This is a genomic window from Pseudoxanthomonas sp. CCNWLW251, assembly GCF_037402255.1.
GTDB lineage: Bacteria > Pseudomonadota > Gammaproteobacteria > Xanthomonadales > Xanthomonadaceae > Pseudoxanthomonas_A.
In genome coordinates, this window is sequence record NZ_JBBEGA010000006.1 from 165,723 (window position 1) to 188,415 (window position 22,693).

Consider the following 22,693-nt stretch of genomic DNA (forward strand, 5'->3'; position numbering starts at 1 on the left):
GCCCCGACGCCTTGCCGATAACGTCAGGTCGGGGCTGAAGCCCCTCCTACAACCCCGCCGCGGCTTCTAGAATGCACACGCGGACACGCACCGACTTCCGTCCGGAACCCCCATGCCCGACCTCGCCCTGCAGGTACTCCTGCTGTTGTTCCTCGCCGCGATGCTGGCGGGCTTCATCGATGCCATCGCCGGCGGCGGTGGCATGGTCACCATCCCGGCGATGCTGTTGGCCGGCATTCCGCCGCTGCACGTGCTGGGCACCAACAAGCTGCAGTCGCTGTTCGGTTCGGCCTCGGCCAGCTGGGCCTACGCGCGGCATGGGCATGTCGACCTGAAAGGCCAGTTGCCGATGGCACTCACCGCCGCGCTCGGCGCGGTGGGCGGCGCGCTGCTGGCGACCATCATCCCGGTGGAGTGGCTGAAGCTGGCGCTGCCGTTCCTGCTGGTGGGCATCGCCATCTATTTCGGGCTGAAGCCCGACATCGGCCATGTGGACCGGCACCAGCGCATGCGCCCGCTCGTGTTCGGGCTGACCTTCGTGCCGGTGATCGGTTTCTATGACGGCGTGTTCGGTCCCGGCACGGGGTCGTTCCTGATGCTCGGCTTCGTGGCGCTGGCCGGGTTCGGCATCCTCAAGGCCACCGCGCACACCAAGTTCCTCAACTTCGGTTCCAACCTGGGCGCGTTCGCGGTGTTCCTCGCGTTCGGCGCGGTGCTGTGGAAGGTGGGGCTGGTGATGGGCGCGGGGCAGTTCCTCGGCGCGCAGCTGGGCTCGCGCTTCGCGATGAAGCAGGGCGCCCGCATCATCAAGCCGCTGCTGGTCACGGTGTCGATCGCGCTGGCGATCCGCCTGCTGGCCGATCCGCAGCATCCGTTGCGGATGTGGGTGGGCCTGTAGTCCTTCTCCCCGCGAGGCGGGGAGAAGGTGCCCGGAGGGTGGATGAGGGGCGAGCGCGATGCTTCGATTGCGTCCTGCACACGTCGGGGTCGACGGCTTCGTCTGCCCCTCACCCGCCTTCGGCACCCTCTCCCCGCAGGCGGGGAGAGGGGAAGATCAAGGCTTCGTAGCGAGATAGTCCAGTGCCACCTGCAGCATCGCCTGGCTGCCGGTCTGCAGCGCCTGCTCGTCCAGCAGAAACTGCGGCGAGTGGTTGATCGGTGCGGTGGCCGGATCGATGCCCTTCGACGTCGCACCGACGAAGAAGTAGAAGCCCGGCACCGTATTGGCGAACTGCGAGAAGTCCTCGGCCACGGTCACCAAGGGCATCTCGACCACGTTCGTTGCGCCGACCGCCTTTTCCAGCGAAGGCCGCACGCGCTGGGTGAGCGCGGGCTGGTTGATGGTGGCCGGCGCGTTGTTGGCCACCTTCAGCTCGGCGCTGCCACCGCTGGCATGGCTGTAGTCGTCGGCGATGCGGTGGAAGCGTGCGATCACGTCTTCGCGCACCACCGGGTCGAACGTACGCAGCGTGCCGACCAGCGTGGCCTCGTCGGGGATGATGTTGAAGCGCACGCCGGCCTGGAACTGGCCCGCCGTCAGCACCACCGGGCTGGTGGCGATGTTCACCTGCCGCGCGATCATGCTCTGCGTGCCCAGCAGGATCTGCGCGCCCAGGGTGATCGGGTCCACGCCATCCCACGGACGCGAGCCGTGCGTCTGCTTGCCCTTCACCACCAGCGACCACTCGTCCGCCGCCGCGAGCAGAGGACCGCTGCGATAGCCCACGCTGCCCACCGGCAGGCCGGCCCAGACATGCAGGCCGAACACGGCATCGGGCGTGAAGTCCTTGAACACGCCCTCCTGCAGCATCAACGCCGCGCCGAACACTTCACCCGCGACCGGCGGACCTTCCTCGGCCGGCTGGAAGACGAACATAACCTCGCCGGCGAGCTCGTCCTTCGCGGCGACCAGCGCCTGCGCCACGCCCATCAGGATGGCGACATGCGCATCGTGGCCGCAGGCGTGCATCACGCCGACCGGTTGGCCGCGGTAGTCGGCCTTCACCTTCGAGGCGAACGGCAGGCCGGTCTGTTCGGTGACGGGCAACGCGTCCATGTCGGCGCGCAAAGCGATGCGCGGACCCGGCTTCGCGCCCTTCAACACCGCGACCACGCCGGTCTTGCCGACGCCGGTGCGGACCGTCAGGCCGAGTGAGCGCAGGTGGTCGGCGACGCGCCTGGCGGTGCGGACTTCCTGCTCGCCCAGCTCGGGATGCTGGTGGAAGTCGCGGCGCCATTGCACCAGCTGCGGTTGCGCACGCTCGAGCGCAGCGAGCGCGGTGGCGTCCTGAGCACGGACGTCGGCACCTGCCAGTGCGGCGGTGGCGACGAGCAGGGCGGCGAACAGGCGGTGGGCGCGAAGCATGGTGGCATCCGGGGCGTGCGGGGAGCACGATGCTAGCCCCTGCGGCGCGCGCGTCCAATGGCGAATCACCATGAGCGCATGCCCGCGCGCGGCTCGCATTCGATAGGCGCGCGTGGCAGGCTCGCAGGCCACTGAGCAGCCCCTCGTACACCCATGACCCGCGACGCCGATCCTGCTTCCTCCCGTCCGCTGCAGGGCGATGCCGCATTGCTGCGTGCGGTGGGCAGCCTGGCGCTGGCGGCGGCCGTCATCAACATCATCGTCGGCGGCGGCATCTTCAAGATGCCGGCGGCGCTGTCATCGCAGGTCGGTGCGGCTGCGCCGCTGGCGCTGCTGGCCGGCGCGGTGGTGATGGTGCCGGTGGCGTTGTGCTTCGCCGCCATCGGCAGCCGCGCCTCCGCCACTGGCGGGCCATACACTTATGTCAGCGCAGTGTTCGGCACGCTGCCGGGCTTCCTGGCCGGGGCGTTGATGTGGATCTGCAACGTGGCCTCCAGTGCCGGCGTGGCGGCGGCGCTGTCGCTGCAGGTCGCCAGCCTGTGGCCGGTGGTCGCCGCGCCGGTGCCGCGCGCGCTGTTGCTGCTGGGCGTGTACGCCGCGATCTACGCACTGAACGCCTTCGGCGTGAAGCTGGGCGCGCGCGCCGTAATGACGCTGGCCACGCTGAAGCTGGTGCCGCTGTTCCTGCTGGTGCTCGTGGGCCTGGCCTTCGTCGACACCACGCAGGTCAGCTTTGCCTTCACCGACGTGCCGTCGTGGACGGCGCTGGGCGCGGCCATGGTGATGGTGGTGTTCGCGTATTCCGGCGTGGAGACGGCGCTGATTCCCGGTGGCGAAGTGCGCGATCCCTCGCGCAGCGTGCCGCGCGCTGCGCTCAGCGCCATCCTGCTGGTGGTGCTGCTGTACCTGGGCCTGCAGATCGTCTGCCAGGGCGTGCTGGGCCCGGCCTTGGCTTCGAGCAGCGTGCCGATCGCCGAGGCCGCGGGGCGGCTGTGGGATCCGGCGCGCATCGCGCTGCTGGTCACCGCCTGCATCTCGATGGCGGGTTTCCTGCTGGGCAACCTGCTGGGTTCGTCGCGGTTGCTGTTCGCGCTGGGGCGCGATGGCTACCTGCCGCAGGCCTTCGGCCGCGTCAGCGCCACCCACCGTGTACCGCTGCTGGCGCTGGCCACGCACGCCGGCATTGCCTGCCTGCTGGCGGTGGTGGGCAACTTCGAAGCACTGGTGCTGATCTCGGGCGGGGCCGTGTGCCTGGTGTACGTGATGGTGTGCGTGGCGGCATGGCGCGCGCAACGAAGCGACCTGCGCGAACGCGGCGAGCCCTTCGTGCTGCGCGGCGGTCCGCTGGTGCCGGGGTTGGCGGTGGTCGGCATGGTCGCCATCCTGACCACGCTGAGCGCGCGCGAATGGACGGCGATCGGTGTGGCGGTGGTGGTGCTGGCGGTGGTGTACGCGGTGCTGGTGGGGCTGCGTCGGCGTGTTGGGGCCTGATCTGTAGGAGCGACGTCAGTCGCGACCGCACGGCCAATCTTCATATGGCAAGCCGGTTGTTCTCCGTGCGGGCGCGCTGCGGCGCGTTCCTGTTCTGCACGGTGGATCGCTATCGGGGCGCGGTCGCGACTGACGTCGCTCCTACAGGAAGCCCATCCCCTGCTCAGCGGAACACCACCGTCCGGTGCCCGTTCAACAGGATCCGGTGTTCCACGTGGCGGCGCACTGCGCGGGCCAGCACCAGCGATTCGATATCGCTGCCCATGCGGACCAGTTCCTTCGGCGTCATCGCGTGGTCCACGCGGGCGACGTCCTGTTCGATGATCGGGCCTTCGTCCAGGTCGCGGGTCACGTAGTGCGCGGTGGCGCCGATGATCTTGACCCCGCGCTGGTGCGCCTGGTGGTACGGCCGGGCGCCCTTGAAGCTGGGCAGGAAGCTGTGGTGGATGTTGATCGCGCGGCCGGCCAGCGCATCGCACAGCGCGGGCGAGAGGATCTGCATGTAGCGGGCCAGCACGACCAGGTCGATCTGCTCGCGTTCGACCAGGTCGATGATGCGCTGCTCCTGCTCATCCCGATGCGCTGCGGAGACGGGCAGGTGGTGGAACGCCACGCCGTAGGATTGCGCCAGCGCCGCGAAGTCGTCGTGGTTGGACGCGACGCAGGCGATCTCCACCGGCAGCTGCCGGCTGTGCACGCGGAACAGCAGGTCGTTGAGGCAATGGCCCTGCTTGCTTACCAGCACCATCAGCCGCGCCTTGCGGCGTGCGTCGTGGATCTGCCATTCCATCGCGAACGCGTCGGCCAGCGGCGCGAAGCGCGCGCGCAGGGCATCGGCGGCAATCGCCTCCGGCAGATCGAAATGCACGCGCAGGAAGAAGCGGCCGGATTCGTCGTCGCCGAACTGCTGGGCGTCCAGGATGTTGCAGCCCGCGTCGAACAGCAGGCCGGTGACGCGATAGACGATGCCGGTGGTATCCGGGCAGGAGAGCGTGAGGATGTGGTCGCGGCGCATGGGGGTCTGCTTACTCGCAGCGGGCCGCGGTGATGCGGTTGTCGGCGTCGAGGTAGACGCGCAGGCGGTCGTTGCGCGCGTCGTGCTTCACGACCGTCTTCGGGCCGATGGGGTTGACCAGCCCGGCACCGCTCTCGCGCGACAGGCGCTTGAGCGTGGCCTCGTCCGCAGGTTGACCCGTCGCCCAGCCAAGCGCGCTATCGCTGCAGCGCCCGCCGCCCTCCACCTGGGGGCCGGGGGTGCTGACGCAGGAAGACAGGGCGAAGGCGGCGCCTGTCAGCAGGAAGGCCTGGAAAGACGAACGGTGCAACAGGCGAGGGGATGTCATGGCAGCATCTCCGGATGCGGGGGAGGACCGCTGTTTAACACACTCGCTGGCTCAAAGGGCGGGCCCCCGCCGCCATCGCCTGCTGCCGTCCCACGCCTACGGAGATCGCCATGGATCGTCGCTTCGTTCTGCCGCTTGCCCTTGCCGCCGTGCTGTTGCCCACCCTGTCCTCCCGGCCCGCCGCTGCCTGCACCCGGCTGGTCTATCTGGGGGCGGGCAACGACGTCATCACCGCCCGTTCGATGGACTGGAAGAACGACGTGGCGACGAACCTGTGGATCTTCCCGCGCGGCATGCAGCGCAGCGGACAGGCGGGGCCGAACTCGATCACGTGGACATCGAAGTACGGCAGCGTCATCGCCACCGGCTACGAAGTCTCCACCACCGACGGCATGAACGAAGCCGGCCTGATGGCCAACGTGCTGTGGCTGGTGGAATCCGAGTACCCGGTCTACAACGGGCGCGGCCCGGGCTTGAGCATCGCGGCGTGGGCGCAGTACGCGCTGGACAACTACGGCAGCGTGAAGGAAGCCGTCGAGGCGCTGCGCAAGGAGCCCTTCACCCTGGTGACCGACAAGGTGCCCGGCGAGGACCGGCTGGCCACGCTGCACCTGTCGCTGTCGGACGCCAGCGGCGACAGCGCCATCATCGAGTACATCGGCGGGAAGCAGGTGATCCACCACGGCCGCCAGTACCAGGTGATGACCAATTCGCCGGTGTTCGACCAGCAGCTCGCGCTCAACGCGTACTGGAAGCAGATCGGGGGCACGGTGATGCTGCCGGGTACCAACCGCGCCGCGGACCGCTTCGCGCGCGCGTCGTTCTACGTCAACGCGATTCCGAAGAGCGAAGATCCGGTGAAGGCACTGGCCAGCGTCTTCAGCGTGATCCGCAATGCATCGGTGCCATTCGGCATCAACACGCCGGAGGAACCCAACATTTCCTCCACCCGCTGGCGCACGGTGGCCGACCACAAGCGCAGGCTGTACTTCTTCGAATCCGCATTGACGCCCAACACCTTCTGGGTGGACCTGAAGGACGTGGACTTCTCGAAGGAGACCGGCAAGGTGCTGCGGCTGGACCTGGGCCCTGACCAGCGCAACGTGTTCGCCGGCAACGCGGTGAAGGACTTCAGGCCGGCGGAGCCGTTCGAGTTCCTGGGCCTGTAGTCAGAGGTCGAACGCCAGCAGATCGTGACCGGTGGCCGCGCGCACCACGCGCCGGTACAGCACGTTGCCGCTGCCGCCATTGGTCAGCGCCACCAGCGCGCGCTGGCCGGCAAGATCGCCCAGGGCGAAGTTCTTGAAGATGCCGCCATTGCTGCCCGAGTGGTAGAACACGGGCCCGCGCGGCGTGGCTTCCAGGTTCCAGCCCAGGCCCTTGTCGGTCCAGCGGCCGGGCACGTCGATCTGCTTCGTCAGCATCGCCGTGCGCGTGGCCTCGCTGATCTGCCAGGGCGCGCGCGGCGTACGCACCATCAGCGCCATGAAGCGGGCGTAGTCCGTCGGCGTGGTGCGCAGGCTGGCCGCGGCATTGGCCAGGATGTCGCCGGGCCAGTTCACCAGGCCCTTCGGCGTGATCGCCTGCACGAGTGGCAGTGCACGCGCGGCGTCTTCGTAACGCCACGCGGACAGCGGCCTGCCCCAGCGACCGGCGATGACCTGCGCTGCGCTCCACTGTTCGCGCAGCATCTGCGGCGGCATGCCGGGCTCTTCGTCCTCGACGGCACGATGGCCATGGACCGAACGCGCGGCGAGGTCCGCGCTCCACGTGTAGCTGCTGTCGCGCATGCCGGCCGGACCGAACAACAGGCGGTGCATGGACTCGTCCAGGCTCTCGCCGGTCAGCGTCTCCACCACCAGTTGCAGCCAGAAGATCGCCTCGCCCGAATAGTCGATACGCGTGCCGGGCTTCACTGCGGGCACCAGTTTTTCGTTCGCCGGATCCTTGCGCCAGTTCGGCATGCCGGTGGAATGGCGCAGCACGTCGCGCGCGGTGACCAGGTCCACCCAGGGATGATCGGCCAGGTAGTCCATCCGCCGGTAACGCACCAGCGGCGCGTCAAGATCGATCACGCCCTGGTCCGCCAGTTGCAGCACCAGGTAGGCGAACACGGGCTTGCTGAGCGAGGCATCCTCGAACAGCGTGTCGTCCGCCACCGGCGTACGCGTCTGCGCATTCGATACCCCGAGGTTGCGTGACCACACCACCTCGCCGCGTTCCACCACCGCCAGGCCGATGGCCGGGACACGCAATGCCTGCATCAGGCGCGGCAGGTCGGCGAGGAAAGGATCGGGCGGGATCCAGCCGGCAGCATCGTCGCAGGCGGCGGCGCGGGTGACCTGCGGCCAGGTCGCGGCCGCCAGGGTGGACAGGGCGGCGGTCTTCAGCCAGCGGCGGCGCGGGGGGGATGGCAGGGAGGGATGATTCATGCGGGCCTGGTTGAAGATCGTGGCGTCATGGAGGTGGACGAACGAGCGACCGCAAACCCCGCCGCAAGATCGTCATGGCTGCACTTGACGTACCACCATGCCGGGGGTACTTTGCCCATCGCCAAGGTTTCCATCGCTTTATCCAGATATAGCGATGGAATTAAAAGGGAAGCCGGTGCGGCCTGTTCCATGGGCCTATTCCGGCGCTGCCCCGCAGCGGTATTTGGAAACGAACCTCGCCAACAGCACTGGTCCTCGCGGACCGGGAAGCGGCGGGAAGTAGGCCAGCGCACCCGCGCCCGTCCATGAGCCCGAAGACCTGCCCTGGCCGGAGGACACGACCGTCCTCCGACTGACCTGGAGCTTCCGAGGGGAGGTGGCCGGAGCCCGTGTCCGTGCGCGCCTGCCCGGATGCGTCCTCCTGCGCCCGACTTCGGCACTCCGGCTCGCCCGCGGGGGCGAAGGTCGCTGGCGTGGCGGGCCCTGGCCTGGCGCGCGGTTCCTTCGTTCCTCATCCGCTACCGCATGAGGACACGCACCATGACCACCGTTACCACCCTCGGCTTCCCGCGCATCGGCGTGAAGCGCGAACTGAAATCCGCCCTGGAAAGCTACTGGCGTGGCGAAAGCACCGCCGACGACCTCCAGCGCACCGCGCGCGACCTGCGCCATCGCCACTGGCAACTGCAGCGCGAGGCCGGCGCCGATGTCGTGCCGTGCAACGACTTCGCGCTGTACGACCACGTGCTGGACACCGCCTTCCTGTTCGATGCCATCCCGGACGCCTACCGCGCGCTGGCCGACGCCGATCCGCTGGCCGGCTATTTCGCACTCGCGCGCGGCGTGCAGGACGGCGGTGCCGACCTGCGCGCGCTGGAGATGACCAAATGGTTCGACACCAACTACCACTACCTGGTGCCGGAGCTGCACGCCGGCCAGACCTTCCGCCTGCGTGGCGACAAGCCGGTGGCGGAATTCCTGGAAGCGCGCGCCGCCGGCCATGCCGCGCGGCCCGTGCTGCTGGGGCCGGTGAGTTTCCTGCTGTTGGCCAAGACGGTGGATGGCAGCGATCGTCTCGCGCTGCTGGAAGCATTGCTGCCGGTGTACGCGGCGCTGCTGGCCAGGCTGCACGACGCAGGGGCGGACTGGGTGCAGATGGACGAACCCTGCTTGGTATTGGACCTGGATGATGCCGCGCGCGCCGCCTATGTGCAGGCCTATGCCACGCTGGCGAAAGGGGCGCGGCCGTCGCTGCTGCTGGCGACCTACTTCGGCCGCCTCGGCGACAACCTGCCGCTCGCGTGCGCGCTGCCGGTGGATGGCCTGCATGTCGACCTGGTGCGCGGCAAGGAGCAACTGGACGAGGTGTTGAAGCATCTGCCGAAGGGCCGCGTGCTGTCGGCGGGGCTGGTGGACGGCCGCAACATCTGGCGCACGAACCTGGACAACGCGTTGATCCTGGCGAAGTACGCGCAGGGCCATGTCGGCGACATCGCGTTGTGGTTGTCGCCGTCGTGTTCGCTGCTGCACGTGCCGGTCGACGTGGCCGGCGAGAAGGCGTTGCCTTCCGACCTGCGATCGTGGCTGGCCTTCGCGCGCCAGAAGATCGAAGAACTGCGCCTGCTGTCCGATGCCCTGCGCGATCCGCGCGCGGCGGAACCGGGCCTGGCCATCGCCCGCGACCGGATCGAATCGCGCCGGCATTCGGCGCGCGTGCATCGTCCCGCAGTGGCGGCGCGCCTGGCATCGACGGACGTCGCCGACATCCATCGCGATTCGCCTTACCCGCAACGCCGTGCCGCGCAGGCGGCGCGCTTCGGATTGCCGGACTTCCCCACCACCACCATCGGCTCGTTCCCGCAGACGCACCAGGTGCGCGAAGCACGGGCCAGGCACAAGAGTGGCAGGCTGTCCGACGCGGACTACGACACCTTCCTGCGCGAGGAAACCGGGCGCTGCGTGCGCTTCCAGGAAGAGATCGGCATCGACGTGCTGGTGCATGGCGAGTTCGAGCGCAACGACATGGTGGAATACTTCGGCGAACAGCTGGAAGGCTTCGCCTTCACCCGCAATGGCTGGGTGCAGAGCTACGGCTCGCGCTGCGTGAAGCCGCCGGTGATCTACGGCGACGTACAGCGCCCGGCGCCGATGACGGTGCGCTGGTCGCAGTACGCGCAGTCGCTGACCGACCGGCCGATGAAGGGCATGCTGACCGGCCCGGTGACGGTGCTGCAGTGGTCCTTCGTCCGCGACGACCAGTCCCGCGCGCAGACCTGCCGGCAGATCGCGCTGGCGCTGCGCGACGAAGTGCTGGATCTGGAAGCGGCCGGCATCTGCGTCATCCAGATCGACGAGCCTGCACTGCGCGAAGGCCTGCCGCTACGGCGCGCCGACTGGTCTTCATACCTCGACTGGGCAGTGGAGTGTTTCCGCATCACCGCCGCCGGCGTGGCCGACGACACCCAGGTGCACACGCACATGTGCTATTCCGAGTTCAACGACATCATGGACGCCGTTGCGGCGATGGACGCCGACGTGATCTCCATCGAAACCTCGCGCTCGCGCATGGAGCTGCTGGATGCCTTCGTGAAGTTCCGCTATCCCAACGACATCGGGCCGGGCGTGTACGACATCCATTCGCCGCGCATTCCCTCGGTCGGCGAGATGATCGGCTTGCTTGAGAAAGCGCGTGCGGTGCTGGCGCCGGAGCAGATCTGGGTCAATCCCGATTGCGGCCTGAAAACGCGGGGCTGGCCGGAGGTACGCACGGCTCTGGAGCGCATGGTCGAAGCGGCACGAGCCGTGCGCCAGGGGGAGGTTCGCGCGGCGTAGGGGAAGCGGATGCCCCGCGTGGCGCGGGGCATCGCGCAGGGGCGCGTTCGCGCGCATGGCCCAGCGTGAACACCGGCAGGCGCGCAACATCGGCTGCACACGGGTTTCACCCTTCGCCAACGCCGCCGGCATCACGGTGGGCTTACACCCCCACCGGGAGCCGTCGTCATGACCGGATCCGTGTTCTTCACCGAAGAGGTTTCCAACAGCAAGGTGGCGGCCATCTGTCCGAGCGTGGCGGTGGCGCGCCTGCAGGCGGCGCGCGTGCGTGAGGCGATGGGCCTGCCGGCGAGCCAGGTCCAGGTCCTCACACCCGGCGATACGAAGCCGGGCCGCATGCTGGAGCCTGAAAGCCACGGCATCTATCGCACCATGCTCTGGTCGCACGCCAAGCTGGGTGCCATGGGTGCGCTTGCCGGCATACTTGCCTACGCCGTGCTGCGCATGCAGGCGGTGCCGATGATCACGCAATCGCCGTGGCTGTCGCTGGCGGCGCTGGCGTTCTTCGGCGGCATCGCCGGCCTGATGGTCGGCGGGCTGGTCACCTTGCGACCCGATCACGATCCCTACGTGATGAAAGTGCTCGATGCGCTGCGGGAGGGCGACTCCGCCGTGGTCGTGCACGCGCTGTCCGCAGAGCAGAAGCGCGAGGCCGAACGCATCCTGGCGCAGGCGGGCAACGAGACCACGTCCACCCTCTGAACGTCGCGGCGGTCAGTCCTGCGCAATCGCGGGGGGCAACGGCGGTGCCGGCGTCGGCCGGCCCAGTGGATCCAGCGCGATCATCACGAAGTGGCCGCGCGTGCACAGCTTGCGTTCGCCGGTCAGCAGGTTCTCGGTGATGACTTCCACGTCCACGTTCATCGAGCTGCGGCCGACCTTCACCACGCGCGCCACCACTTCCACCAGGTCGCCCTTGTGGATCGGCTGGTTGAAGTCCACCTGCTCCGAGCGTGCGGTGACCACGGTGCTGCGCGCATAGCGCGAGGCGACGATGAAGGCCGACATGTCCATCCACGCCAGCGCCTGGCCGCCGAACAGCGTGCCCAGGTGGTTGGTGTGGTCGGGGAAGACCATGTGCAGCAGGCGCGCCTCGAGGGGACGCACTTCGGCGTTGGCCAGTTCAGTCATGGTGGTGCTCCGGTTCGCGTGCTCCCGACAGCAGCATAGCGCGCCGGATGTTGTGCTGGTGTGGGAGCGACGTGAGTCGCGACCGCGGCAATGAATCCCTCTCCGGCCCTGCAGCGTCAGGGATGACGGCGGCCGCCTGTTTGGGTTGCCTTGAAGTGATCGGAGGCCAGGCCCCGTCATTCGTGCGGTCGCGACTCACGTCGCTCCTGCAAGGGGCCTGCGCTAGAACGCGTGGTCGAAGCCCACCTCGCCCTGCACGCCCAACTGGTAGGCCGACACCCGGCGTTCGAAGAAGTTGGTCAGCTCCTGCACGTCCTGCAGTTCCATGAAGGGCAGCGGGTTGCGCACGTTGTACTTCTTGTCCATGCCGAGCTTGGCGAAGTGCTGGTCGGCGCAATGCTGCAGGTACTGGCGCATATCACGGGTGGAGATGCCGGCCACGCCGCCGGACAGCACGTCCTCGGCGAACTGCACTTCGCACTCGATCGCCTCTTCAAGCATGTCGTACACCTGCTGCTGCATGACGTCGTCGAACAGGTCGGGCTCTTCCTCGCGCACGGTCCGCACGCACTCGAACGCGAACTCCATGTGGCAGCTCTCGTCGCGGAACACCCAGTTGGTGCCGGATGCCAGGCCCGGCAGCAGGCCGCGCGAGCGGAAGTAGTACACGTAGGCGAACGCGGCGAAGAAGAACAGGCCCTCGATGCACGCGGCGAAGCAGATCTGGTTGAGCAGGAACTGGCGGCGCTGGTCGCGTGTCTCGATGCGGCGCAGGTCCTGAATGCTGTCGATCCACTTGAAGCAGAAGTCGGCCTTCTTCTTGATCGCCGGAATGTTCTCCACCGCGGCGAACGCCTTGAAGCGCTCCGACGGGTCGGGCAGGTAGTTGTCCAGCAGGGTCAGGTAGAACTGCACGTGCAGTGCTTCTTCGTAGAGCTGCCTTGACAGGTACATGCGCGCTTCCGGCGCGTTGAGGTGCTGGTACAGGTTCAACACCAGGTTATTCGAGACGATGGAATCGCCGGTGGCGAAGAAGGCGACCAGCCGGTGGATCAGGTGGCGGTCGGCCGGCGTCATCTTCGAATGCAGGTCGGTGATGTCGATCTGGAAGTTGATCTCCTCCACCGTCCACGTGTTCTTGATGGCGTCGCGGTACATGTCATAGAACTGCGGGTAGCGCATCGGGCGCAGCGTCAGTTCGAAACCGGGGTCTAGCAGCATCTGCTTGGGGTGTGCGGACATGGTGCGGTGTTCCTGTTCTGCTCCTTCCCCCGCGTGCGGGGGAAGGCTGGGATGGGGGCGAACGAAGCCGTTAGGCGTTCGTTTGCTGGAGCGGAAAGAGCAGCGAAGGTTTCGGCCGAGCCTGTGGTGGTTTGCCGTCGGAGTCGTCGGCTGCCCCCACCCCAGCCCTCCCCCGCACGCGGGGGTGGGGGCGATTTACGTGGGTCGGCGCTTCCATGCGCCCGGAACCTCCGTGTCCCGTAGTCCGTCGGGGATGCCGACGCGGGGATACGTTACTGGCAGGCCTCGCAGGCTTCCGGATTCTCCAGCGAGCAGGCGATGGCTTCGGTCGGGGTGTAGTCGCGCTTCGGCGCGGTGGTCGCCGCCGCGCTCACCGTGGTCTTGGCGATGCGGGTAGCCGGGCGCGAGCGCAGGTAGTAGGTGGTCTTGATGCCCTGCTTCCACGCGTACATGTACATGGACGACATTGCGCCGATGTTCGGGCTCTCCATGAACAGGTTGAGCGAAGCCGACTGGTCGATGAAGGCGCCACGGCCGGCGGCCATGTCGATCAGCGAACGCATCGGGATCTCCCACGCGGTGCGATAGATCTGCTGCAGCGTGTCCGGCACCTGCGCCAGGCCCTGTACCGAGCCTTCGGACAGCTTGATCGCATCGCGCGTCTCCGCCGTCCACAGGCCCAGCTTCTTCAACTCGTCCACCAGGTAGCGGTTGACCTGCAGGAAATCGCCCGACAGCGTCTCGCGCTTGAACAGGTTGGACACCTGTGGCTCCACGCATTCGTAGCAGCCGGCGATCGAGGCGATCGTCGCCGTCGGCGCGATGGCGATCAGCAGCGAGTTGCGCAGGCCGTGCTCCTTGATGCGGGCGCGCAGCGCATCCCAGCGCTCTGCGTTCTCGGGCACCACGTTCCATGCATCGAACTGCAGTTCGCCGTTGGCGGCGCGGGTGTCGGCGAACGACGGATGGCGGCCGCGTTCCTGCGCCAGTTCCACCGAGGTTTCGAGTGCGTGGAAGTAGATGGTCTCGGCGATCTTCGCCGACATCGCACGCGCTTCGGCGCTGTCGAACGGCAGGCGCAGCTTGAAGAACACATCCTGCAGGCCCATGCAGCCCAGGCCCACCGGGCGCCAGCGCAGGTTGCCGCGGCGCGCGGTTTCGATCGGATAGAAATTCAGGTCGATCACGCGGTCCAGCTGGCGCACGGCCAGGCGCACAGTCTCGGCCAGCTTGTCGAAATCGAAATACCCGTCCTCGTCGAAATGGCGGGCGAGGTTGATCGAGCCCAGGTTGCACACGGCCGTTTCTTCGGCCGAGGTGACCTCGAGGATCTCGGTGCACAGGTTGGACAGGTGGATCACGTTGCCGGCGCGCAGGGTCTGGTTGCTGGCCGCGTTGCACTTGTCCTTGAAGGTCATCCAGCCGTTGCCGGTCTCGGCCAGCGTGCGCATCATCCGGCCGTACAACTTGCGGGCGGAGATGGTCTTCATCGCCTTGCCCTGCGTCTCGGCCTGCGTGTACGCCAGCTCGAATGCAGCGCCGTACAGGTCGGTCAACTCCGGCACCACGCGCGGATCGAACAGCGACCATTCCTGATCGGCCTCCACACGCTTCATGAAGAGGTCCGGCACCCAGTTGGCCAGGTTGAGGTTGTGCGTACGGCGGGCTTCGTCGCCGGTGTTGTCGCGCAGTTCGAGGAAGTCCTCGATGTCGGCATGCCAGGTTTCCAGATACACGCAGGCCGCGCCCTTGCGCTTGCCGCCCTGGTTGACCGCGGCGACCGAGGAATCCAGCGTCTTCAGCCATGGCACGATGCCGTTGCTGTGGCCGTTGGTGGACTTGATCAGCGAGCCGCGCGAACGCACGCGCGTGTAGCTCACGCCGATGCCGCCGCTGAACTTGCTCAGCTGCGCGATGTCGCCGTACTTGGCGTAGATGGACTCCAGCGTGTCCTGCGGCGAATCCAGCAGGAAGCACGAGGACAGCTGTTCGTGGGTGGTGCCGCTGTTGAACAGCGTCGGCGAGCTGGGCAGATAGTCCAGGTTGCCCATGCGGCGGTACAGCGCCAGCGCTTCCGGCACGTCCTCGCTCAGCGCGCAGGCGATGCGCAGGAAGAACTGCTGCGGGGTCTCGATCACCTTGCGCGTGTGCGGATGGCGCAGCAGGTAGCGGTCGTAAAGCGTGCGCAGGCCGAAGTAGTCGAAGTGCAGGTCGAGCGAAGCATCCAGCGCGTCGTTGAGTTTGCGTGCGTTGGTCTGCACGAAGTTCAGCAGGCGGTCGTTGATCAGGCCGACCTCGTGGCCGCGGGTGACCGACTGCGAGAACGCGTGGATCTCCTGGCCGGTGACCTCCTTCACGATGTAGCCGGCCAGCAGGCGCGCGGCCAGGCGGCTGTATTCGGGCTCTTCGCCGGTCAGCAGCGCGGCGGTGCGGATGGACAGTTCGTCCAGTTCGCGCGTGCTGGCGCCGTCGTACAGGCCGGAGATGGTGCGGGTGGCCACGCGCATCGGGTCGATGGCGTGCAGGCCTTCGCAGTTGCGCTGCACCGCGCGCACGATCTTGTTGAGGTCCACCGGCTCGCGGCCGCCATTGCGCTTGGTCACGCTCATCGCGGTGGCGGTGGGCGGCGGGGTCAGCGAAAACGCGTCCTTCTGGGACGGGGTGGTGCCGGCGACGGCGACGGCGGTGTCGATCTGGGTCACGAGATTCCTCCATGCGTGGTGCACGCGGCGGCCCGTCCCTCGCGGGGCAGCGGAAGGCCGGATGGGGAATCACAGTGGGGAAGCGGCGTCGCAGGCGGCGAGACCACGCAGTCGGACTGCGGGTGCCCTGCTTCGCCAGCCATCTCCCCCCGGAGAATCCGCGGCCGGCACCGCGCGGTGTGCAACGCGCGGCTGTCGGCAGGTCTTCGGACTCATGGGCGTGGAAGGCGGTGCCTTCCTCCTAGTCCGCCGCTTCCCGAGGCGTGGGCCTCAGTGCTGTGTGGCGGGGTCGTTCCCAGTTACCGCTGCGGGGCAGTGCCGGAGTGGCGCGAGGCGTCACCGGCTTCCCTTTTCATCCGGAGACTAGCCATCTCCGGAACCGACGGCCACAAGATAGTGGGGGTGCATGGAGGCGTCAACACCAAATGTTGTGTGGAACAGCCGATGTCGACGCGATGCGGGTTTCACGAGTTGAATCCTTCTCCCCGCTGGCGGGGAGAAGGTGCCCGAAGAGCCTGCCCCGTACTGGATACGGGGGCGGATGAGGGGCAGGCGCGATGACAACTCGTGCGTGACGCTCTTGGGCATCAAGACCGCTATCCCGATCCGACGCGTTGGGTGTCCGGACTTCGTTCGCCCATCACCCGCTTTCGGCACCCTCTCCCCGCTCACGCAGGGAGAGGGGAAGGAGCATCACGCCTTCAGCGCGGCGATCGACGCGTCTTGCGCCTGCTGGTACAGCGCGAACGGGTCGTGGATCGTCTTGCCCAGTGCTGCTTCGAACGCTTCCTGGTTGGCGTGCGCGTCATACGCGCGCTGTTCGCCGCCGCCCAGGTTGGACTGGAAGATGCCCGCCGCGCTGACCGGGAGGAAGTCTTCGTAGACGATGGGATCGACCACGGCGTGGCCCGCCTCGACCAGCGCGTCAGGCGTCATCGCTGTGCGCTCGCTGGCGGGCAGTGCTGTGCCGGCATCGGTCAGGCGGTAGCGGAAGTAGCCCAGGCCCTCACGGCGCAGCGTGTCCTCGTCGTCCGGGAACGCGGCGAACGCGGCCGCCAGCCGCTGCGGATAGTCCGCCGAGGTATTGCCGGCACCGCCTGCCTGGCGCACCTGCGCCAGCAGTCGGTCGTAGAGTTCGCGTCCGGCCGGCGTCAGCGCCAGGCCGCGCTGTTCGATCTCGCCGAAGCGCGCGCTGTGGCTGCCGGGTACCAGCGTGCCGCTGGCATCGGGGAAGGCGACTTCCTCTTCCAGCGCCTTGAAGCTGGTCTGGCGCAGCAGGATCGGCACGGCGCGACGCGGCGGGCCTTCGATCAGCGCCTTGGCCTGGATGCCACGGTCGAGCATCGCCGCCTGCGCGGCATCGATGTCCAGCGTGCGCGGGGTCAGGTGGTTGATGTGCGGGCCATGGAAGCTGACCACGTCGGCGACCAGCCGGTGCAGGCCGTGCAGGGCCTGGTAGGTCTGCAGCGAGACGGTGGCATCGCCGTGCCAGCGGAAGGTCTCGAGTACTTCGGCGACGAAGCGCTGCGCGTCGGCCTCACCCAGTCCGCCATCGCGTTCGGCCTGCGCCACCAGGGCACGCGCGCCGGCGGTGAAGATGTCGCGGCGGGCCAGGATGGCTTCGGCTTCCGTGCGCAAGGCCGCGTCCGCGATCAGCTCCAGCCGCAGCAGCGAGGTGAAGATGCGGAACGGATTGGCGGCCAGCGCTTCTTCGGTCAGCGGGCGGAACGCGGTGGCGTGCACCGGCACGCCGGCCACGGTCAGGTCGTAGTAGCCCACCGGGTGCATGCCCATCAGCGCGAACACGCGGCCGAGCATCGCCAGTTCGGCCGGCGTGCCGACCCGGATCGCGCCATGGCGCTCCAGGTCCAGCCGTTCGGTTTCGCCCGTGCGCTGCAGGCGTGCGGCCAGCGCAGCATCGTTCCCCAGGGCCGCGGTATTGATCTCGCCGACCAACTCGATCAGGTCGCCGTACAGCGGCACCTCGGCGCGGTACATGTCGGACATGGCCTGCGCGAACAGGCCGCGGATGCGGTCGGGGGAAACGAAAGCGGTCATGGGGCTCGGCATGCGGGCGGCGTGGGGCCGCCGGGGGCGCGTATTGTCGCCGCCCGGGCGGGCGCGGGCCACTCTCAACGGCGCGGGCGGACCGCTTCCGCGCCGTCCGGGACATATCCGGGCGGCCCGAACAGCGTCATCACGACCTGCCGCAGGCCACGCGCCCGGCGCAGGTCGCGGCCCAGCTTCACCCAGGCGTGGAAGACGATCTTCACCGGGTTGTAGCTGCGCACCGGCTCGACCAGCCCGTAGCGGAGCGGTACGCCGGGGATTTCCTCGCGGCAGGTGCCGAACAGGCGGTCGAACACGATCAGCACGCCGCCATAGTTGCAGTCCAGGTACTCCGGGTTGCTGGCGTGGTGCACGCGGTGATGCGCAGGCGTGTTGAAGACGAACTCGATGGGGCGCGCCAGCCGTGGCACCAATTCGGTATGCAGCCAGTACTGGTACAGCAGGTTCACCGCCAGCACGCCGACCACGTACGGCACCGGAAAGCCCAGCCACACCAGCGGCCCGAAGAACACCGCGGCACCGGTCAGCTTGCCGGTCCAGCCCAGCCGGTACGCGGTCGACAGGGCGTACTGCTCGGAGGAGTGGTGCACCGAATGGTTCAGCCAGAACCAGCGCACGCGGTGATCGGCACGATGCATCCAGTAGTAGCAGAACTCCTGGCCGACGAAGAGCGCCACCCAGTGCAACCCGCGATCCATCGCGATCGTCGTCAGCCGGAAATCCCAGATCGCCAGCAGCAGCGCGCCCACCACGCCGCCCTGGATCAGCAGGCCCAGCAATGCGCGTCCCGCCGCATCGCCCAGCGATGCCCAGTAGCTCTTCCAGTCATAGCCGCCGCGCCGCATCAGCCATGCGCCTTCCAGCGCGGCGATGGCGGCGAACACCAGCAGGGGTACACCCAACAGTGGGGGCAGCGATGCCATCGTCGTGGCCTCAACGCGGGCGACGGCGTTCGGCCAGCTGCGCGGCCATCGCCCGCATTTCGTCAGGCGACAGCCTGCCGTCGCCATTGGCGTCCAGCGTGTCGAAGTTCTTCGCCACCCGCGGCAGCCTGGCCTCGGCTTCCGCCTTGTCGATCAGGCCATCGCCATTGGCATCGGCGGCTTTCAACCGTTCCTGCAGCTTGGCTTTCTGTTCTTCGGTCAGCGTGCGTTGCTGCGCACTGGCGGGGGCGGCCACCAGCACAAAGATGGACAGCGTGGTGGCGAGGGGGAGCAGGATGGAACGGGACATCGGGAATCTCCGGGTGAGGGAAGGAAAAGGTGCAGGCGCGGCGGTGCGGGAATGCATCCGTGCGACAGGGGGGAGTGCCATGCCGCCGCGCCTGCGGGAAAGCGGATGCAGGCCGATCAGTTGCCGCGCGGACAGGCGATGGCGTCACCGGCGGCATTGGTGCAGCTGCGTGTGTGCACCAGCGTGCCGTCCGACACCGTCGTGCTGCCGGTGTAGCTGTTGCCGTTGGCGCCGGTGGCCGTGGTGTTGCGCGCGCCGCTGACATGGCCGTCCGCGTCGCGGCTGATGCCGCCGCTGGTGCTGGCGGTGCCGCCGTTCGGACCGTTGGCATACGCGCTGCCCTGGCGGCCGGCGCTGCCATCGGCATTACGGTAGGCGCTGCGGTCGTAACCGGCGCTGCCGCCGTTGGCGCCGGTGATGCTGCCGCTGCGCGCGGCGCTCGCATTGCCCTGGCCATCGGCCTGCCAGCCGCGCTGGCGCTGGCTGTCGAAGCGCGCATTGCTGCGCTCGACGGCGACGCTGCCGCCCTGGGCGGTGCGCTGCACGGCGCGGCTGCGCTCGCGCGCTGCGGCGTGGTCGGCGAACAGGGTGGTGGCGCACAGGGCGAAGGCGGTGGCGATCAGGAACGGGGTCTTGCTCATGGCGGAATCCTCGTCGGGGTGTGGGATGGCCGCGCAGGGAAGCGGCGGCAGGACCACGGTAGGGCGGGCAACGCCGGCAGGTGTGTCGCCGTTGACAGCAGATGTGTCTGCCGGCGGCGCTGGAAACATCTGCTTACAAACGGGCCGCCGGCAGGGTTTGCCGGGCATCGCGGCGGCGGGCGATAGTGGCCGCATGGACGAAACTTCGGCGCGCATCCTGCTGGTGGACGACGACGTGCGGCTGCGCGAGCTGCTGGTGCGCTACCTGCAGTCGCAGGGCTTCGACGTGCGCGGCGCGGGCGATGGCGTGCAAATGCGGCAGGCGCTGGATCGCGGCCACTTCGATCTGATCGTGCTGGACCTGATGCTGCCCGGCGAGAACGGCCTGGAGATCTGCCGCCGCCTGCGCGGGCAGGGCGACGCCACGCCCATCGTCATGCTGACCGCGAAGGGCGACGAGATCGACCGCATCGTCGGGCTGGAGATCGGCGCGGACGACTACCTGCCCAAGCCGGTCAATCCGCGCGAGCTGCTGGCGCGCATCCGGTCGGTGCTGCGGCGTACGCGTCCCGCACCCGGCGCACCGCAGGCCGAAGGCGGCGAACTGAGCTTCGGCCCGTTCCGCCTCGATCTGGGCCGGCGTGAACTGACCCGCGACGGCGCGCTGTTGCGCTTGACCAGCGGCGAGTTCGCCGTGCTGTCGGTGCTGCTGCGCCATCCGCGCCATCCGCTGAGCCGCGACCGCCTGATGAGCCTGGCGCGCGGCCGCGAACACGATGCCTTCGAGCGCAGCATGGACGTCACCATCGCGCGCCTGCGCCGGCTGCTGGAAGACGATCCGCGCCAGCCGCGCCTGATCCAGACCGTATGGGGCGTGGGTTATGTGTTCGTGCCACCGGAGGCCGCACCGTGAGGTCGCCGCTGCCGCGCAGCGTGTTCGGCCAGCTCGCGCTGGTGATCGCGCTGGTGCTGGCCGGTGCCGGCGTGCTGGCGCTCCTGCTCGGGCGCGAACTGGCCACGCGGCCGGCCGCCGACCAGTTGTTGCGCGCGATGCAGGGGTTCGCCGAAGTCGTCGAAGCGCTCGATCACCACCAGTCGCATGCGCGCACCGTCGCGCAGCTGCGTGACGCCGGGCTGGAGGTGCGCAGCACGCCACCCGCCGACGCACGACCGCGCTTCGCCCCCTTGCTGCGCGAACTGCGCGAACAGGCCGCAGGCACGCTGGGCGCCGGGCGCGAACTGCGGATGAGTGCCGGGCGTGGATTGCGGGTGATCTGGCTGAAACCGGCCACGCGCGAACCGCTGTGGGTGTCGTTCGCCTATGACCGTCCGGCCACCGGCATGCGTCGCTTCTCCGTGTTCATGCTGGTCGGTTGCGTGGCGCTGGTATGGCTGGCCGCCGCGTACTTCGCGCGCCGGCTCGTGCAGCCGCTGCGCCAGCTCGCGGCGGCCGCGCCGGCCATCGTGCGTGGCGACGCGCCACCGCCGGTGCATGCGCGTGGCCCGCGCGAGGTGGCGGACCTGGCGCAGGCACTGGGCGACGCCAGCCGCGATGTCCGAGCGGCGGCGGAAGAACGCGCGCTGCTGCTCGCCGGCATCTCACACGACCTGCGCACACCGCTCACGCGCCTGCAGTTCGCGCTGGAGATGGTGCCGGACACCGATCCCGGACTGACCCGCAGCATGCATCGCGACATCGCCGAGATGGATGCCATCCTCGGCCAGTTCATCGCCTTCGCACGCGATGGCCGCGACGAAGGCAGCGAGAACGTCGACCTGGCCGCGATCTGCCGCCATGCGGTCGCCGCCGCTTCGAAAGCCTGGCGGGTGGACCTGCCGGAGCATGCGCTGCTCCCCGGCAAGCCGATGGCGCTGCTGCGCGCGGTGGAGAACCTCCTGGTCAACGCCGAGCGGCATGGCGCGTTGCCGTTGTCACTGCAGCTGTGGGCCGAAGGATCGGCATGGGTGGTCGAGGTCGCCGACGGCGGCTCCGGTCTCTCCGCCGACGCGGCCGAACGCGCACGCCAGCCGTTCGTCCACGACCAGGCGCAGGGCGGCAGCGGGCTGGGCCTTCCCATCGTCGACCGCGTGGCACGCCAGCACGGCGGCGAACTGCGGCTGCTGCCGAACACCCCCCACGGCCTGCGCGCGCAATTGTGGTTGCGCGCGGGCTGATCTCCCCATCGAGGTGATGCCATGAAGACGATGCTGTTCCGCACGGGCCTGGTGGCGTGCGCCTTGCTTGCTGCGCTGCCGCCGCTGGCCGCGCAGACCTTCCGCGAACACCTGCAACAGGCGCGTGAGGCTTCGCGCCAGCCCGCCGCGCGTGCGCCCGTGCTGCCGGCGGGTGCGCGCGCGCTGCGCGATGTCGCCTATGGCGCGGATCCGCGCCAGCGGTTCGATGTCTACCTGCCCGCGCAGCCGCGCAACGCGCCGGTGATCCTGTTCGTGCACGGCGGTGGCTGGGAGAACGGCAACAAGGACAATCCCGGGGTGGTGGAAAACAAGGCGGCGTACTGGCTGCCGAAGGGGTACATCCTCGTGTCCACGAATTACCGCATGCGGCCGGACACCGCACCGCTGGAGCAGGCGCGCGACGTGGCGCGCGCGCTGGCCGCCGTGCAGCAGCGCGCGCCGGAATGGAACGCCGATCGCTCGCGCGTGCTGTTGATGGGACATTCCGCCGGCGCGCACCTGGCCGCGCTGGTCGGCGCCTCCTCCACGCTCTGGCGCGAGGCTGGCGCAACGAAGCCGCGTGGCGTGGTGTCGCTGGACAGCGGAGCGCTGGACGTGCCGATGACCATGCAGAAGCCGCCGCTGCCCGGTATCTACGACCGCGCGTTCGGCAGGAACCGCGACGACTGGATCGCCGCATCGCCGTACCACCAGCTCACCCGCGATGCCGTGCCGATGCTGTTCGTCTGTTCCTCGCGCCGCAAGGACGCCTGTCCGCAGGGCCGAGCGATGGTGGAGAAGGCGAAGACGCTTGGGGTGGCGATGGAGGTGCTGCCCGAGGATCTTTCGCATGCGGAAGTGAATCGATTGCTGGGGACGCCTTCCGGTTACACGGACGCGGTGGATGCGTTTGTCCATAGACAGCTGCACTAGGCATCCGAGCAGCACGAAGTGTCCCTCTCCCCGCGCAGCGGGGAGAGGGTGCCGAAGGTGGGTGAGGAGCGAACGGAGTCGTGTTTCATGCGTGCCGCTGGCG

18 protein-coding genes, 1 pseudogene and 2 riboswitches are annotated in these 22,693 nt (G+C 68.5%); of the genes and pseudogenes, 8 read left to right on the plus strand and 11 right to left on the minus strand.

What is annotated here, in order from left to right; genetic code table 11:
• Positions 1-112: 112 nt before the first annotated feature.
• Positions 113-898 (plus strand): TSUP family transporter, encoded by a 786-nt coding sequence (locus tag WBN46_RS18690; RefSeq protein ID WP_192203189.1) that lies wholly within the window; start codon positions 113-115, stop codon positions 896-898.
• A 156-nt stretch (positions 899-1,054) separates the two neighbouring features.
• On the opposite strand, the gene WBN46_RS18695 is transcribed toward WBN46_RS18690, so the two are convergent.
• Positions 1,055-2,365, minus strand: coding sequence for an amidohydrolase (locus tag WBN46_RS18695; RefSeq protein WP_337732890.1), 1,311 nt, complete (start codon positions 2,363-2,365; stop codon positions 1,055-1,057).
• Positions 2,366-2,518: 153 nt separating this feature from the next.
• Between WBN46_RS18695 and WBN46_RS18700 the strand changes: the two genes are divergently transcribed.
• Entirely contained in the window at positions 2,519-3,856 is a 1,338-nt protein-coding gene (locus tag WBN46_RS18700) for an APC family permease (protein ID WP_337732891.1), read from the plus strand.
• A 163-nt stretch (positions 3,857-4,019) separates the two neighbouring features.
• Here WBN46_RS18700 and purU read toward each other — a convergent pair whose 3' ends face one another.
• Positions 4,020-4,871 (minus strand): formyltetrahydrofolate deformylase, encoded by an 852-nt coding sequence (gene purU, locus WBN46_RS18705; protein ID WP_337732892.1) that lies wholly within the window; start codon positions 4,869-4,871, stop codon positions 4,020-4,022.
• Positions 4,872-4,881: 10 nt separating this feature from the next.
• Positions 4,882-5,199 (minus strand): hypothetical protein, encoded by a 318-nt coding sequence (locus WBN46_RS18710; protein WP_337732893.1) that lies wholly within the window; start codon positions 5,197-5,199, stop codon positions 4,882-4,884.
• A gap of 110 nt (positions 5,200-5,309) precedes the next feature.
• On the opposite strand from WBN46_RS18710, the gene WBN46_RS18715 reads away from it, so the two are divergent.
• Positions 5,310-6,368 (plus strand): linear amide C-N hydrolase, encoded by a 1,059-nt coding sequence (locus WBN46_RS18715; RefSeq protein ID WP_337732894.1) that lies wholly within the window; start codon positions 5,310-5,312, stop codon positions 6,366-6,368.
• Here the strand turns inward: WBN46_RS18715 and WBN46_RS18720 are convergent, their stop codons facing one another.
• Positions 6,369-7,631, minus strand: a complete 1,263-nt coding sequence (locus tag WBN46_RS18720) for a serine hydrolase domain-containing protein (RefSeq protein ID WP_337732895.1) — start codon at positions 7,629-7,631, stop codon at positions 6,369-6,371.
• A gap of 107 nt (positions 7,632-7,738) precedes the next feature.
• A riboswitch (cobalamin riboswitch) is annotated at positions 7,739-7,973 on the plus strand.
• A 198-nt stretch (positions 7,974-8,171) separates the two neighbouring features.
• Here WBN46_RS18720 and metE point away from each other — a divergent pair.
• Both metE and WBN46_RS18730 read left to right on the plus strand, forming a co-directional pair.
• Positions 8,172-10,463 (plus strand): 5-methyltetrahydropteroyltriglutamate--homocysteine S-methyltransferase, encoded by a 2,292-nt coding sequence (metE, locus tag WBN46_RS18725; protein ID WP_337732896.1) that lies wholly within the window; start codon positions 8,172-8,174, stop codon positions 10,461-10,463.
• 168 nt (positions 10,464-10,631) lie between these two features.
• Positions 10,632-11,165, plus strand: coding sequence for a hypothetical protein (locus WBN46_RS18730; RefSeq protein WP_337732897.1), 534 nt, complete (start codon positions 10,632-10,634; stop codon positions 11,163-11,165).
• 12 nt (positions 11,166-11,177) lie between these two features.
• On the opposite strand, the gene WBN46_RS18735 is transcribed toward WBN46_RS18730, so the two are convergent.
• The 7 genes and pseudogenes from WBN46_RS18735 to WBN46_RS18765 all read right to left on the minus strand — a co-directional run bounded on the left by WBN46_RS18735 (position 11,178) and on the right by WBN46_RS18765 (position 19,482).
• Positions 11,178-11,594, minus strand: coding sequence for an acyl-CoA thioesterase (locus tag WBN46_RS18735; RefSeq protein ID WP_142122924.1), 417 nt, complete (start codon positions 11,592-11,594; stop codon positions 11,178-11,180).
• 222 nt (positions 11,595-11,816) lie between these two features.
• Entirely contained in the window at positions 11,817-12,836 is a 1,020-nt protein-coding gene (locus tag WBN46_RS18740) for a ribonucleotide-diphosphate reductase subunit beta (protein ID WP_337732898.1), read from the minus strand.
• 272 nt (positions 12,837-13,108) lie between these two features.
• Positions 13,109-15,445, minus strand: a complete 2,337-nt coding sequence (locus WBN46_RS18745; protein ID WP_337732926.1) for a ribonucleoside-diphosphate reductase subunit alpha — start codon at positions 15,443-15,445, stop codon at positions 13,109-13,111.
• A 272-nt stretch (positions 15,446-15,717) separates the two neighbouring features.
• A riboswitch (cobalamin riboswitch) is annotated at positions 15,718-15,937 on the minus strand.
• 294 nt (positions 15,938-16,231) lie between these two features.
• Complete coding sequence (locus WBN46_RS18750; protein ID WP_337732899.1) at positions 16,232-17,596, minus strand: VOC family protein; 1,365 nt, start codon at positions 17,594-17,596, stop codon at positions 16,232-16,234.
• A gap of 74 nt (positions 17,597-17,670) precedes the next feature.
• Positions 17,671-18,531, minus strand: a complete 861-nt coding sequence (locus WBN46_RS18755) for a sterol desaturase family protein (RefSeq protein ID WP_337732900.1) — start codon at positions 18,529-18,531, stop codon at positions 17,671-17,673.
• 10 nt (positions 18,532-18,541) lie between these two features.
• Positions 18,542-18,706: pseudogene (locus WBN46_RS18760) on the minus strand (EF-hand domain-containing protein); the annotation flags it as partial.
• A gap of 251 nt (positions 18,707-18,957) precedes the next feature.
• Positions 18,958-19,482 carry a hypothetical protein gene (locus tag WBN46_RS18765; protein WP_337732901.1) on the minus strand — a complete coding sequence of 175 codons (525 nt, stop codon included), beginning with the start codon at positions 19,480-19,482 and terminating at the stop codon, positions 18,958-18,960.
• A gap of 193 nt (positions 19,483-19,675) precedes the next feature.
• Here WBN46_RS18765 and ompR point away from each other — a divergent pair, with 193 nt between their 5' ends.
• The 3 genes from ompR to WBN46_RS18780 are packed head-to-tail and all read left to right on the plus strand — an operon-like array spanning position 19,676 to position 22,590.
• Positions 19,676-20,395, plus strand: coding sequence for a two-component system response regulator OmpR (ompR, locus tag WBN46_RS18770; RefSeq protein ID WP_337732902.1), 720 nt, complete (start codon positions 19,676-19,678; stop codon positions 20,393-20,395).
• Complete coding sequence (locus WBN46_RS18775; protein WP_337732903.1) at positions 20,392-21,657, plus strand: ATP-binding protein; 1,266 nt, start codon at positions 20,392-20,394, stop codon at positions 21,655-21,657. Before ompR ends, WBN46_RS18775 begins: the two co-directional genes overlap by 4 nt.
• 21 nt (positions 21,658-21,678) lie before the next feature.
• The gene (locus tag WBN46_RS18780) at positions 21,679-22,590 is read left to right on the plus strand and encodes an alpha/beta hydrolase (protein ID WP_337732904.1); all 912 of its coding nucleotides are present in this window, start codon (positions 21,679-21,681) and stop codon (positions 22,588-22,590) included.
• Positions 22,591-22,693 lie beyond the last annotated feature (103 nt).

Bases quoted from the DNA above. Each gene is read 5' to 3' on its own strand.
- WBN46_RS18755 (WP_337732900.1), bottom strand. From the start codon at position 18,531: ATGGCATCGCTGCCCCCACTGTTGGGTGTACCCCTGCTGGTGTTCGCC.
- WBN46_RS18780 (WP_337732904.1), top strand. From the start codon at position 21,679: ATGAAGACGATGCTGTTCCGCACGGGCCTGGTGGCGTGCGCCTTGCTT.
- purU (WP_337732892.1), bottom strand. From the start codon at position 4,871: ATGCGCCGCGACCACATCCTCACGCTCTCCTGCCCGGATACCACCGGC.
- WBN46_RS18715 (WP_337732894.1), top strand. From the start codon at position 5,310: ATGGATCGTCGCTTCGTTCTGCCGCTTGCCCTTGCCGCCGTGCTGTTG.
- WBN46_RS18765 (WP_337732901.1), bottom strand. From the start codon at position 19,482: ATGAGCAAGACCCCGTTCCTGATCGCCACCGCCTTCGCCCTGTGCGCC.
- WBN46_RS18735 (WP_142122924.1), bottom strand. From the start codon at position 11,594: ATGACTGAACTGGCCAACGCCGAAGTGCGTCCCCTCGAGGCGCGCCTG.
- WBN46_RS18745 (WP_337732926.1), bottom strand. From the start codon at position 15,445: ATGAGCGTGACCAAGCGCAATGGCGGCCGCGAGCCGGTGGACCTCAAC.
- ompR (WP_337732902.1), top strand. From the start codon at position 19,676: ATGGACGAAACTTCGGCGCGCATCCTGCTGGTGGACGACGACGTGCGG.
- WBN46_RS18700 (WP_337732891.1), top strand. From the start codon at position 2,519: ATGACCCGCGACGCCGATCCTGCTTCCTCCCGTCCGCTGCAGGGCGAT.
- metE (WP_337732896.1), top strand. From the start codon at position 8,172: ATGACCACCGTTACCACCCTCGGCTTCCCGCGCATCGGCGTGAAGCGC.
- WBN46_RS18730 (WP_337732897.1), top strand. From the start codon at position 10,632: ATGACCGGATCCGTGTTCTTCACCGAAGAGGTTTCCAACAGCAAGGTG.
- WBN46_RS18740 (WP_337732898.1), bottom strand. From the start codon at position 12,836: ATGTCCGCACACCCCAAGCAGATGCTGCTAGACCCCGGTTTCGAACTG.
- WBN46_RS18695 (WP_337732890.1), bottom strand. From the start codon at position 2,365: ATGCTTCGCGCCCACCGCCTGTTCGCCGCCCTGCTCGTCGCCACCGCC.
- WBN46_RS18720 (WP_337732895.1), bottom strand. From the start codon at position 7,631: ATGAATCATCCCTCCCTGCCATCCCCCCCGCGCCGCCGCTGGCTGAAG.
- WBN46_RS18750 (WP_337732899.1), bottom strand. From the start codon at position 17,596: ATGACCGCTTTCGTTTCCCCCGACCGCATCCGCGGCCTGTTCGCGCAG.
- WBN46_RS18710 (WP_337732893.1), bottom strand. From the start codon at position 5,199: ATGACATCCCCTCGCCTGTTGCACCGTTCGTCTTTCCAGGCCTTCCTG.
- WBN46_RS18690 (WP_192203189.1), top strand. From the start codon at position 113: ATGCCCGACCTCGCCCTGCAGGTACTCCTGCTGTTGTTCCTCGCCGCG.